10 protein-coding genes are annotated in these 13135 nt (G+C 66.9%); 4 read left to right on the forward strand and 6 right to left on the reverse strand.

What is annotated here, in order from left to right; translation table 11 throughout:
• Positions 1-93 precede the first annotated feature (93 nt).
• From BN1132_RS14875 to BN1132_RS14900, 6 genes are all read right to left on the reverse strand, one after another.
• Positions 94-1119, reverse strand: coding sequence for a YeiH family protein (locus BN1132_RS14875; protein ID WP_042078518.1), 1026 nt, complete (start codon positions 1117-1119; stop codon positions 94-96).
• Positions 1107-2105, reverse strand: coding sequence for a DsbA family protein (locus BN1132_RS19735; protein WP_084202970.1), 999 nt, complete (start codon positions 2103-2105; stop codon positions 1107-1109). The genes BN1132_RS14875 and BN1132_RS19735 overlap by 13 nt, the downstream gene beginning before the upstream one ends.
• Before the next feature lie 75 nt (positions 2106-2180).
• The gene (locus BN1132_RS14885) at positions 2181-3515 is read right to left on the reverse strand and encodes an MFS transporter (RefSeq protein WP_042078519.1); all 1335 of its coding nucleotides are present in this window, start codon (positions 3513-3515) and stop codon (positions 2181-2183) included.
• A 188-nt stretch (positions 3516-3703) separates the two neighbouring features.
• A complete protein-coding gene (locus BN1132_RS14890) occupies positions 3704-4753 on the reverse strand; it encodes a beta-keto acid cleavage family enzyme (protein ID WP_042078521.1) in 1050 nt (349 codons plus the stop codon).
• An 80-nt stretch (positions 4754-4833) separates the two neighbouring features.
• Positions 4834-5682, reverse strand: coding sequence for a TauD/TfdA dioxygenase family protein (locus BN1132_RS14895; RefSeq protein ID WP_042078522.1), 849 nt, complete (start codon positions 5680-5682; stop codon positions 4834-4836).
• 71 nt (positions 5683-5753) lie between these two features.
• On the reverse strand, positions 5754-6734 hold the full coding sequence (locus BN1132_RS14900) for a quinone oxidoreductase family protein (RefSeq protein ID WP_042078523.1): 981 nt from the start codon (positions 6732-6734) through the stop codon (positions 5754-5756).
• A 382-nt stretch (positions 6735-7116) separates the two neighbouring features.
• On the opposite strand from BN1132_RS14900, the gene prpB reads away from it, so the two are divergent.
• The 4 genes from prpB (at position 7117) to prpF (ending at position 13127) form a co-directional block, all read left to right on the forward strand.
• Complete coding sequence (gene prpB / locus BN1132_RS14905) at positions 7117-8016, forward strand: methylisocitrate lyase (RefSeq protein ID WP_042078524.1); 900 nt, start codon at positions 7117-7119, stop codon at positions 8014-8016.
• Between the two features lie 64 nt (positions 8017-8080).
• Positions 8081-9238, forward strand: a complete 1158-nt coding sequence (gene prpC, locus BN1132_RS14910) for a bifunctional 2-methylcitrate synthase/citrate synthase (RefSeq protein WP_042078526.1) — start codon at positions 8081-8083, stop codon at positions 9236-9238.
• Positions 9238-11856 (forward strand): Fe/S-dependent 2-methylisocitrate dehydratase AcnD, encoded by a 2619-nt coding sequence (gene acnD / locus BN1132_RS14915; protein WP_209428976.1) that lies wholly within the window; start codon positions 9238-9240, stop codon positions 11854-11856. Before prpC ends, acnD begins: the two co-directional genes overlap by 1 nt.
• Positions 11857-11927: 71 nt before the next feature.
• Positions 11928-13127, forward strand: coding sequence for a 2-methylaconitate cis-trans isomerase PrpF (gene prpF / locus BN1132_RS14920; RefSeq protein ID WP_042078528.1), 1200 nt, complete (start codon positions 11928-11930; stop codon positions 13125-13127).
• Positions 13128-13135 lie beyond the last annotated feature (8 nt).

Consider the following 13135-nt stretch of genomic DNA (forward strand, 5'->3'; position numbering starts at 1 on the left):
TTCACAACCCCCTCCCAGCCTCCCCCTTCATAAGAGGGAGGAGCTATTTAGCTCCCACCCCTGCCAAGGGGAGGGGTGGGGTTTCTCTATTCGTTACGGCTTGATGCCCCAGTGCATCAGCACCAGCACCAGGGCGGCGAGGAAGGCGGTCTCCCCCACCATCAACAGGATGGGTTTGATGCCGACCGAGGCCAGCTCCTTCAACTGGGTCTTCATGCCGATGGCGGCGATGGCGATCACCAGGCACCAGCGCGACAGATCGTTGACCCCGCTCTGGACCAGGGCGGGCACCCAGCCGGTGCTGTTGATGCAGGCCAGCACCAGGAAGCCGACGGCAAACATGGGCAGCAGCGGCGGGCGCTTGTCCAAGGCGCCGTCCGCCCCCTGCATCCGGGTGAGCATGGCGGCGGCGACGATCACCGGCAGCAGCATGGCGACCCGCATCAGCTTGACCACGGTGGCCACGTCCCCGGTCTCGGTGGACATGCTGTAGCCCGCCCCCACCACCTGGGCCACGTCGTGGATGGTGGCGCCGAGGAAGACCCCCGCCTCCACCGGCGTCAGCTCGAAGAAACGGGCGATCATGGGGTAGGTGATCATCGCCAGCGTCGAGAGCACCGAGACCCCGATCACCGTGAACAGGGTGGCGCGCTCCTTCTGGGGATGATTGGGCAGGGAGGCGGCCAGGGCCAGGGCGGCGGAGGCACCGCAGATGGCGGTGGCACCGCCGGTCAGCATGCCGAACAGACGCTGGAAGCCCATCGCCTTGGCCACCACCACCGACAGGCCTATGGTCACCACCACCAGGGTCACCACCAGGACAACCGGCATCCAGCCGAGTTCGGCGATCTGGCCCAGGGTGATGCGCATGCCGAGCAGGGCCACCCCGATGCGCAGCACGCTGCGGGCCGTGAACGCGATCCCCTCCTTGCAGCTCCCCTCGGCGCTGAGGAAGTTCAGGGCCATGCCGAGCAGCAGGGCAAACAGCAGCACGGGGGCGCCGTAGTGTTCGGAAAGGAAGGTGGCGGCGGCGGCCACCACCAGGCTGACCGCCATGCCGGGGGCCAGCTCGCGCACCCGCGAGACGCGGGCGGTGACGGCGGGGTTCAACGCGTGCATGGGATGTCCTCCTCCGGTGCAACGACGATATGGAGCTGGTCGCCCGCCCGCTCGACCGGGTAGCGGTTGACCCTGAGCTGGGTGGAGCCCAGCAGATAGCCGGTGTTCAGGTTGAAGCGCAGGCCGTGGGCGCAGCACTGGATCACCTCTCCCTCCAGCTTGCCGCCGCAGAGCGACGCCCCCTGGTGGGGGCAGCCGTCGTCGATGGCGTGGAAGCGGCCATCGATGTTGAACAGCACCAGGCTCCTGCCCCCCTCCTCGATCAGGGCGCGCTTGCCCGGCGCCGGCACCCGGCTGGCTGGCACGGCGATGCGCCTTTGCGCCGCCGTGCCCTCGGTCACGACGGCCTGACGCAGGCTGGCGAGCAGGCGCTCCACCGGCTGGGCCCCGGAGAGAACCCGTCCCCCCAGCACGAAGCTGGGTACCCCTCGGCTGGCGGCCCCCTCGGCGGTACCGCAGAAGGGGCTGCCGTCCCCCTCCAGGCCGCCCACCAGGGCGTCGGTGGCGAAACCGGCCGCGGCAGCCAGATCGAGCAGGGTATGACAGTCCCCCAGATCCCCCCCCTGCTGGAAGTGACAGGCAAACAGGGATTCCAGCAGCGCCTCGCATTGCTCAGGGGTGCCGAGCTCGCCGGCCCGCTGCCACAGGCGGTGGGCATCGGCGGTGTTCGGCATGCGGGGGATGCGGCCAAAGTCCAGGGTCACGCCGACGCCGGCCGCAGCCTCGCGCACCTGGGCCTGGCGCAGGCGCAGCGCCTGCTCGCCCCCCAGCCTCTGCAGGTAGAAGGCGTTGAAATCCTCCCCCCCGGCCGGCAGCTGGGGCAGCAACTGCACCCCGCGCCAGCGCAGCGTCACCTGCAACCCGGGGCGCTCGGCCCGCAGCAGTGCCAGGGCCTGGTCCAGCTGGCGCTTGCCGATCAGGCACCAGGGACAGATGAAATCGAAATAGACCTCTATGTTCAGCGTATTGTGCAGGGTACTGCCCATGCCCTTGTCTCCCTGTGATCAACCCCTATCCGGCGATCGTCGCCGGACGGATAAAACTCATGTGCCCCCAGGGCCTCAGATCCTCGCCTCGGCGGGGGCCGGCTCGATGACGGAGGCGCCGGCGCCCCTGGGCTGCGCCTCCCCCTCCAGCCGGGCCACGTCCTTGTGGTAGTGGCGCCTGGCGTAGAGGAAGACGAGCGCCGCCGCGATGCTGATGAGGGGCACCAGCTGGAAGGCGTTGTCCAGCCCGATATGGTCGGACACCTTGCCGGTGATGAAGGGGCCGGGCGCGAGGCCCAGCAGGTTGTTGGCCAGAGTCAGGGTCGCGAAGGCGGTGCCGTGGATGCTGGCGTGGGTCAGGTTCGCCACCATGGCGCCGGCCGGGCCCGAGGTGCCGGTGGCGATGAACATGCCGAGGCAGATCAGGAGTATCTGCGCCAGGCCCACCGGCAGCGCGAACGCCAGGGAGAGCAGGACGCAGCTGCCGAGGCAATAGGCGATGGCGAGGCTTATCTTGCGATCCGGCCGCGCCTTGCACAGCCTGTCGCTCAGCATGCCGCACAGGATCATGCCGGCGCCGCTGCACAACACTATGATGGCCGCCGCCGCCCCCGCCTTGTCCGTCGCCATGCCGTAGTAGCGGTTGAAGTAGCTCGGCATCCAGACGATGACGGTGCCGCCGACGAACAGCTGCAGGCCGCTGCCCACATAGGCGGCGATCACCGAGCGGCTGGAGTAGAGGCTGCGCAGCGGGCTGCGCTCTCCAGCCTTGCCCCTGGCTGTGCGGCAAGGGGTCGCGATGCGCGACTCCTTCACCACCATGGGGTAGAGCGCCGCCAGCACCAGGCCGAACAGGGCCATGCCGGCGAAGGCCCAGCGCCAGCCCAGAAAATGGGCCAGCACGCCCCCGGTCGCCATGCCGAGCACTGAGCCGAACAGGCCGCCCGAGATGAAGGCGCCGGAGAGGGTGGCCCGCATCTCCCGCGGGAAGACGGAGACCACCACGGCGATGCCGACGCTGCCGTAGGCGGCCTCCCCCACTCCCACCAGGAAGCGGGCGACGAACATCTGTTCGTAGTTCTGGGCCAGGGCGCAGCCCAGGGTGGCCAGGCTCCAGAGGGCGGCCATCAGGGCCAGGCTCTTCACCCGCCCGAACCGGTCGGCGAGCAAAGAGAGCGGGAAGGTCAAGAGCCCGACCATGAGCGCGACTATGCCGCTCAGCAGGCCAAGCTGGGTATCCGAGAGCGCCCACTCCCCCTTGAGCATGGGGAAGACGGCGTTGAGCACCTGGCGCGACATATAGTCGGAGATGAGCAGACCGAAGGTCAGCGCAAACACTATCCAGGCATAGCGGCGGGGCACGGCAACCTTGCCGGCCTCGGCGTCGTCATCGATACGATACGTAGCCATACAATCCCTCGTGCTACTCCAAATTGGCAGGTTCCCGGTCTGGGTCCCGGTGGCCGGAGCCACCGGGCACCCACTACTGATACATCGCTCAGCTTTCCGGATGCTGCATAGTGCAAGGGCTGACGCCCTCTTGGCAAACGGTGTTGGCGGGTCGCGGCGTTTCTTTTTCACACCGCGACCCGACTGGCTCAGCGCTGCGGCACGCCGAGCTGACCCGGGACGCGATTCGGCGCCATGCCGTTGGCCTTCAGGGTCTCCTCGATGCTGTCGTACTGCACGCCGATGCGGTAGATGGCGCGGGCCTCCTTGCCATTGGCCACCTCGCGGCCCAGCTCGTGGGCGACCCGCACGCACTGCTGGATCTGCTCCACCGAGCTCATGCGCTGGCCGTGCTGGCCTATGATGGTGTCCTCGATGCCGCAGCGCGGGTGCAGCCCCATGGCCATGGCCATCATGTTGAACGGCAGCACGTTTTTCAGCAGGGACTCGGCGGTGACGCAAGCACCGTCTGGCGCACGGTGGACGAAGTTCATGAAGTTGAACGGGTTCGGGCCGTCGAAGCCGCCGCCGATGCCGATCCAGGTGAGGTTCAGCGGGCCCATGTAGATGCCCTTGCGCACCAGCCGCTCCAGGGTCTCCAGGGCGTGCATCCCGGTCAGCTGGAAGTGCGGCTGGATGCCGCTGGCCATCAGGCGCTTCAAGTGCTCGGCCACCCAGGCCGGGCCGGCCGGCACCGTCATCTCGCTGTAGGCGGCCTGGTAGGCTGGGTTCGCGAGCGAGGTGCCTTCCAGGTACTCCGGATAGAGCAGCTCCATGATGTTCATCTGGGTGGTGTTGATGGCCACCGTGACCTGATCCGGTTTCGGGGTCAGCTCCGCCAGCATGTGGCGGGTGTCGTCGGAGAGCCACTTGGCCGCCTCCCCCTCGCTCTCGGGGGCGAAGGAGATGGAGCCGCCGACCTGGATGATCATGTCCGGCACCGCCTTGCGCACCCCGGCGATCAGCTCGTTGAACTTGGAGAGACGCTTGGAGCCGGTGCCGTCCAGCTCGCGCACATGCAGGTGCAGCACGGTGGCGCCCGCCTCGTAGCAGTCGACCGCCTTCTGGACCTGCTCCTCCATGGTCACCGGTATGTCTTCCGGGAAGTCGCCCGGCGCCCACTCGGGGCCGTAGGGGGCGACGGTGATGACCACCTTCTCCATGTTTTCCGGGTGCAGGGAATCGTCAAAGAATTGCATCTGTTCATTCCTTAAATTGGCTGGCCTTCCATGAAGCGCCTGGCGTGGTGACATCCCCCGGGCGCGGGCCCGGGGATTGATCAGAAGGGCTTGTCGCCCATGATCCCGGCCCGCTCCATCTTGCGATGGCAGGGGGCATAATCCATGGCGGCGTAGTGCTGGGTACTGCGGTTGTCCCAGATGGCCACGCTGCCCGGCTGCCAGCGCCAGCGCACCTGGAACTCGGGGATATAGGCCTGGCTGATGAGGTAGCGCAGCAGATCGCTGCCCCCCATGCTGTAGTCCTGGCCGACACGGACATTCGCCGGGGTGTGGTAGTTGGTGAAGTGGGTCGCGAAGGCGTTGACGAACAGGATCTTCTCGTCCGTCTCCGGGTGGGTGCGCACCACGGGGTGCTCGGCGTCCGGGAACATGGCCTTCAAGGCGAGCCGCTTCTCCATGGGCATGGCCGCCCCGAAGCTCGCCTCTATGCTGTGGCGGGCGCGCAGGCCGGCGATCTTCTGCTTGATTTCCTCCGGCAGCGCGGCGTAGGCCGCCGCCATGTTGGCCCAGAGGGTGTCCCCCCCCACCGGCGGGCACTCCACGCAGCGCAGCACGCAGCCCATGGGGGGTTGCTCGCGCCAGGTGGCATCCGTGTGCCAGGCGTTCTCGTAGCGATCGTTGGGCACCTCCGGCGACTTGTAGATGCGCACCAGACCGGGGTGATCCGGGTCGCTGCCCGCCACCGGGTGATCCTCCAGCTCGCCGAAGCGGCGGGCGAAGGCCACGTGATCGGCGCGGCTCATCTCCTGATCCCGCAGGAACAGCACCTTGTGCCTCAGCAGTTGGGCGCGGATCTCGGCAAACAGCCCAGCGTCGTGGGCCGCATCCGCCAGCTGGACGCCGCTGAGCTCGGCGCCGATATGGCAAGTCAGTTGTTCTACACGCATGTCTCTCTCCCTAGATGACAAGTCAGGCGACCGGACAAGTTCCCCGCCCCATGGGGCGGAGAGCTCGGGCCCTAGATAACGAAGACGGAGGAGCCCGTGGTCTTGCGCGCCTCCAGATCCCGGTGGGCCGCCGCCGCATCCTGCAGCTCGTAGCGCTGGTTGATCTCGATCTTGATCCGGCCGCTGGCCACGTGGTCGAACAGCTCGTTCGCCAGGGCCGTCTTCTCCGCCGGATCGGCGATGTAGTCGGCGAGCGCCGGACGGGTCAGATAGAGAGAGCCCTTCATGGCCAGCAACTGGGGGTTGAAGCCCTCGATGGGGCCGGAGGCGGTGCCGACGCAGACCATGAGGCCGCGGCGCTTGAGGGAATCAAGCGAGCCCATGAAGGTGCTCTTGCCGACGCTGTCGAACACCACGTCGACGCCGGCGCCGCCGGTCAGGGCGCGCACCCGGGTGGCCACATCCTCGCGGCTGTAGTCGATGATGTGGTCGCAGCCGTGGGCCCGGGCCAGCTCGCCCTTGGCGTCGCTCGAGACGGTGCCGATCACCGTCAGCCCCAGCAGCCTGGCCCACTGGGCGACGATGAGGCCAACCCCGCCCGCCGCCGCGTGCAGCAGTATGCTGTCACCGGGTTTGAAGTCGTGGATGCGGCGCATCAGGTAGGCGGCGGTGAGGCCGCGCATGGTCATGGCGGCGGCGGTCTCGCAGGAGATGTTGTCCGGCAGCTTGATGAGGGGGGCGGCCGGGATCAGTCGCTCGGTCGAATAGGCGCCGAGGGTATTGATGAAGCCGGTGTAGGTGACGCGATCGCCGACGGCGACGCTGGTGACGCCCTCGCCCACCGCCTCCACCACCCCGGCCGCCTCAACCCCCAGGCCGTTGGGCAGCGGGATCGGGTAGGTGCCGTTGCGAAAATAGGTGTCCGCGTAGTTCAGGCCGACCGCGGCGTGGCGCAGCCGTACCTGGCCAGGTCCGGGTTCACCGACCGAGACCTCTTCGTAGCGCAGGACCTCGGGGCCCCCGGTTTCATAGAAGCGTATGGCGTTGGCCATGGCTGTTCTCCAGATTCATTCATGGGTGAAAACATCGTCCAGAGTGAATCTAGGGATTTACATGAACGTCCGCTTTGCATCGGGCGACAGCCACTTTTCATCTCATGACACCCCCCTGCTAATCCGTTGCCCCCCCTCGGGGAAGAGGCCAGAATCGGCCCTGAACCACCACGGCGGCGCCATGACATTGACCAGGCGCACCTGGGGAAGGAAGAGCTATCCGATTGAATAAAAAGCAGTTATCAGAAGGGAAGCCGCCGGTGCCCGCAGATTGACGGGCCTTGGACCTAAGCATAATTGACGTTGACGTAAACGTAGTGTGAGATGATGGTATTCACAGCCAGCATCCACAGCAGACAAGCACCCCATGAAAGGAGTCACCATGTCCAACCTATCCCCCTCGGCCGGGACGCGTTTTCGCACTGCCCTGGCCAACGAGAAGCCCCTGCAGATCGTCGGCACCATCAACGCCTACATGGCGCTGATGGCCGAGCGCAGCGGCTTCCAGGCCCTCTACCTCTCCGGCGCCGGGGTGGCGAACGCCTCCTTCGGCCTGCCGGATCTCGGCATGACCTCCATGAACGACGTGCTGATCGACGCCGAGCGCATCACGGCCGCGACCCAGGTGCCGCTCCTGGTGGACATCGACACCGGCTGGGGCGGCGCCTTCAACATCGCACGCACTATTCGCGCCTTCGAGCGCGGCGGGGTGGCCGCCGTCCACATGGAGGATCAGGTGGCCCAGAAGCGCTGCGGCCACAGGCCGAACAAGGCGGTGGTCTCGGTTTCCGAGATGGTGGACAGGATCAAGGCGGCGGTGGATGCCCGCCAGGACGAGAGCTTCGTCATCATGGCCCGCACCGACGCCCTGGCGGTAGAGGGGCTGGGCTCGGCCCTGGAACGCGCCGCCGCCTATGTGGAGGCAGGCGCCGACATGATCTTCGCCGAGGCCGTGACCGAGCTGGAGCAGTACGATCGCTTCAAGCAGGCGGCCGGGGTGCCCATCCTCGCCAACATGACCGAATTCGGCAAGACGGAGCTGTTTGACAAGGAGGCACTCGCTGCCCACGGCGTCGACATGGTGCTCTACCCCCTGAGCGCCGCCCGCGCCGCCAACCAGGCCGCCCTCAACGTCTATCAGCAGCTTCGCCGCGACGGCCACCAGCGCGCCGTGGTCGACACCATGCAGACCCGGGAGTCCCTCTACGACTTCCTCGGCTATCACCATTACGAGCAGACCCTGGACAGGCTCTTCACCAAGGACCTGTCTACCAAGGAATAAGACGGCGACCGGCCGTCTCATGCTGGCGGCCGGCGCTTCAACGGACTGAATGAGGAAACATGTGATGAGCGCCATTCCCGAAACCACCGGCTTCAAGCCGAAGAAATCCGTCGCCCTCTCCGGCACCGCCGCCGGCAACACCGCCCTGTGCACCGTCGGCCTCTCCGGCAACGACCTGCACTACCGTGGCTACGACATCCTGGACGTGGCCACCAGCTGCGAGTTTGAAGAGATAGCCCACCTGCTGGTGCACGGCCATCTGCCCAATGTGGCGGAGCTCGCCGCCTACAAGGCCAAGCTCAAGGCCCTGCGCGGCCTGCCCACCGGGGTCAGGACCGCCCTGGAGCAGCTACCCCCGAGCGCCCACCCCATGGACGTGATGCGCACCGCGGTCTCCGTGCTGGGCTGTCTGTCGCCGGAGAAGGACGATCACAACCACCCGGGTGCCCGCGACATCGCCGACAAGCTGATGGCCTGCCTCGGATCCGTGCTGCTCTACTGGTACCACTTCAGCCACAACGGCAAGCGCATCCATGTAGAGACCGACGACGACTCCATCGGCGGCCACTTCCTGCACCTGCTGCACGGGCACAAGCCGCGTGACTCCTGGGTGCGCGCCATGCACACCTCCCTCATCCTCTACGCCGAGCATGAGTTCAACGCCTCCACCTTCACCGGCCGCGTCATCGCCGGCACCGGCTCCGACATGTACTCCTGCATCACGGGGGCCATCGGTGCCCTGCGCGGACCCAAGCACGGCGGCGCCAACGAGGTGGCCTTCGAGATCCAGAAGCGCTACGAGAACCCGGACGAGGCGGAGGCCGACATTCGCGCCCGGGTCGAGAAGAAAGAGGTGGTCATCGGCTTCGGCCACCCTGTCTACACCGTCTCGGACCCGCGCAACAAGGTGATCAAGGAGGTGGCGCGCGAGCTCAGCCAGGAGCAGCACAACACCAAGATGTTCGACATCGCCGAGCGCCTTGAAGAAGTCATGTGGGACGCCAAGAAGATGTTCCCGAACCTGGACTGGTTCAGCGCCGTCAGCTACCACATGATGGGCGTGCCCACCGCCATGTTCACCCCGCTGTTCGTCATCGCCCGCACCTCAGGCTGGTCGGCCCATGTCATCGAGCAGCGCATCGACGGCAAGATCATTCGTCCGAGCGCCAACTACGTCGGCCCGGAGGATCTCCAGTTCGTGCCGCTCAAGGAGCGCAAGTGATGATCAACACTCAATATCGCAAGCCCCTGCCCGGCACGGCGCTCGACTACTTCGACGCCCGTGCGGCGGTCGAAGCCATCCAGCCCGGCACCTGGGACAAGCTCTCCTACACCGCCCGCGTCCACGCCGAGAACCTGGTTCGCCGGTGCGATCCGGCCATCCTCGGCGAGTGCCTCGGCCAGATAGTGCACAACAAGCGCGATCGCGACTTCCCCTGGTTCCCGGCGCGGGTGGTGTGCCACGACATCCTGGGCCAGACCGCCCTGGTGGACCTCGCGGGCCTTCGCGACGCCATCGCCGATCAGGGTGGCGATCCCGCCAAGGTCAACCCCGTGGTGCCGGTGCAGCTGATCGTCGACCATTCGCTGGCCGTCGAATGCGGCGGCTTCGATCCGCAGGCGTTCGAGAAGAACCGCGCCATCGAGGATCGCCGCAACGAGGATCGCTTCCACTTCATCAACTGGACCAGGCAGGCGTTCAAGAACATCGAGGTGATCCCGCCAGGCAACGGCATCATGCACCAGATCAACCTGGAGAAGATGTCGCCGGTCATCCACGCCGATCGCGGCCTGGCCTACCCGGATACCTGCGTCGGCACCGACAGCCACACCCCCCACGTGGACGCCCTCGGCGTCATCGCGGTGGGGGTGGGCGGGTTAGAGGCCGAGAACGTGATGCTGGGGCGCGCCTCCTGGATGCGGCTGCCTTCGATCGTCGGCGTCGAGCTCTCCGGCAAGCCCGGCCCCGGCATCACCGCCACCGATCTGGTGCTGTCCCTCACCGAATTCCTGCGCCAGCAGAAGGTGGTCGGCGCCTACCTGGAGTTCCGTGGCGAGGGCGCCGCCGCCCTCACCCTCGGCGATCGCGCCACCATCTCCAACATGGCGCCGGAGTATGGCGCCACCGCGGCCATGTTCTTCATCGACCAGCAGACCCTCGACTACCTCAAGCTCACCGGCCGTGACGACGAGCAGGTCAGGCTGGTTGAGATCTACGCCAAGGAGGCAGGCCTCTGGGCCGACGCCCTGGCGGCAGCCCAGTACGAGCGGGTGCTGCACTTCGACTTGTCGACCGTGGTACGCACCCTGGCGGGCCCCTCCAACCCCCATCGCCGCCTGCCGGTCTCCGCCCTGGCGGAGCGCGGTATCGCGGTGGATCTGGTCAAGGCCCGCGCCCAGGAGGCGGACGGCCTGCTGCCCGATGGCGCCGTCATCATTGCCGCCATCACCAGCTGCACCAACACCAGCAACCCGCGCAACGTCATCGCCGCGGGCCTGCTGGCCCGCAACGCCAACAAGTTCGGTCTGATGCGCAAACCCTGGGTCAAGTCGTCCCTGGCCCCCGGCTCCAAGACAGTCGCGCTTTACCTGAAAGAGGCGGGGCTGGACAGCGAGCTTGAGCGGCTCGGCTTCGGCGTGGTGGCGTTTGCCTGCACCACCTGCAACGGCATGTCAGGTGCGCTGGATCCCGCCATCCAGCAGGAGATCATCGACCGGGATCTCTACGCCACGGCGGTGCTGTCGGGCAACCGCAACTTCGACGGCCGCATCCACCCCTACGCCAAGCAGGCGTTCCTCGCCTCCCCGCCCCTGGTGGTGGCCTACGCCATCGCCGGCACCATCCGCTTCGACATCGAAAAGGATGTGCTGGGGGTGGTGAACGGCAAGGAAATTCGCCTCAAAGACATCTGGCCGAGCGACGAGGAGATCGACGCCGTGGTCAAGGCCTCGGTGAAGCCGTCCCAGTTCCGCCAGGTCTATATCCCCATGTTCACCCTCGAGGAGGATAAAGGCCCCAAGGTGGCGCCGCTTTACGACTGGCGCCCGCAGAGCACCTATATCCGTCGCCCCCCCTACTGGGAGGGGGCCCTGGCGGGTGAGCGCACCCTCAAGGGGATGCGGCCGCTGGCGCTGTTGCCGGACAACATCACCACAGACCATCTCTCCCCCTCCAACGCCATACTGCGCAGCAGCGCGGCGGGCGAGTACCTGGCGAAGATGGGCCTGCCGGAGGAGGACTTCAACTCCTATGCGACCCACCGCGGCGATCACCTGACCGCCCAGCGCGCCACCTTCGCCAACCCCCAGCTGGTCAACGAGATGGCTGTGGTGAACGGCGCGGTGAAGAAGGGATCCCTCGCCCGGGTCGAACCGGAGGGCCGGGTCATGCGGATGTGGGAAGCCATCGAGACCTACATGGAGCGCAAGCAGCCGCTGATCATCGTCGCCGGCGCCGACTACGGTCAGGGTTCGTCCCGTGACTGGGCGGCCAAGGGGGTGCGGCTGGCCGGGGTGGAGGTGATAGCGGCGGAAGGCTTCGAGCGCATTCATCGCACCAATCTCATCGGCATGGGGGTGCTGCCGCTGGAGTTCAAGCCGGGCACCACCCGCCTCACCCTGGGCCTCGATGGCACCGAGACGTACGATGTGGTGGGTGAGCGCCAGCCGCGCGCCGATCTCGTGCTCGTTGTGCGCCGCCAGAGCGGCGAGGTGCTGGAGGTGCCCATGACCTGCCGCCTCGACACCGCCGAGGAGGTCTCGGTCTACGAGGCCGGTGGCGTGCTGCAACGCTTCGCCCAGGACTTCCTGGCGTCGACCGCGCACAAGGCCGCGAGCTAACGCCACCTCAAGACGGCAGCCACCCTAGCTGCCGTCTTCTATCCCGAACAAGCACGATCAGGACAATCTCTATGGCCCACACACCACAAGTCAGAATCCCGGCCACCTATATTCGCGGCGGCACCAGCAAGGGGGTCTTCTTCCGTCTGCAGGACTTGCCCGAACGCTGCCAGCAGCCGGGTCCGGCCCGCGACAAGCTGTTTATGCGGGTCATCGGCAGCCCGGACCCTTACGCCGCCCACATCGACGGCATGGGGGGCGCCACCTCCTCCACCAGCAAGTGCGTGATCCTCTCCAGGAGCAGCCAGCCCGATCACGATGTGGATTACCTCTACGGCCAGGTCGCCATCGACAAGGCGTTCGTGGACTGGAGCGGCAACTGCGGCAACCTCTCCACCGCCGCGGGGGCCTTCGCCATTCACGCAGGACTCCTGGATCCGGCCCGCATCCCGGACAACGGCATCTGCGTGGTGCGGATCTGGCAGGCCAATATCGGCAAGACCATCATCGCCCAGGTGCCGGTGACCAACGGCCAGGTGCAGGAGACCGGCGCATTCGAGCTGGACGGGGTGACCTTCCCCGCCGCCGAGATCGTGCTGGAGTTTCTCGACCCCTCAGACGATGGCGAGGAGGGCGGCGCCCTCTTCCCCACCGGCAACCTGGTGGATGAGCTGGAGGTGCCGGATTCTGTTGTAAAGAGCGGCACCTTGAAGGCCACCCTGATCAGCGCCGGCATCCCCACGGTCTTCGTTAACGCCGAAGAAATTGGCTACACAGGCACCGAGCTGCGCGAGGCCATCAACACCGATCCACAAGCCCTGGCCCGTTTCGAGCAGATCCGCATCGCCGGCGCCCTGCGCATGGGGCTGATCAAGACTCAGGAAGAGGCCGCGACCCGCCAGCACACCCCGAAGATCGCCTTCGTGGCGCCGGCGAAGGACTACAGCACCGCCAGCGGCAAGGAGGTCAACGCGAGCGAGATCGACTTGCTGGTGCGGGCCCTCTCCATGGGCAAGCTGCACCACGCCATGATGGGCACCTGCGCGGTGGCCATCGGCACCGCCGCGGCCATTCCCGGCACCCTCGTCAACATTGCCGCCGGCGGCGGCGAGCGCGAGGCGGTGCGCTTCGGCCATCCGTCCGGTACCCTGAAGGTGGGCGCAGAGGCCCGCCTGGTTGACGGCCAGTGGGTGGTGACCAAGGCCATCATGTCCCGCTCCGCCCGCATCCTGATGGAAGGCTGGGTACGGGTGCCGGGGGATGCGTTCTAGCCACCCCG

The organism is Aeromonas sanarellii, assembly GCF_000820085.1.
Taxonomy (GTDB): Bacteria; Pseudomonadota; Gammaproteobacteria; order Enterobacterales; family Aeromonadaceae; genus Aeromonas; species Aeromonas sanarellii.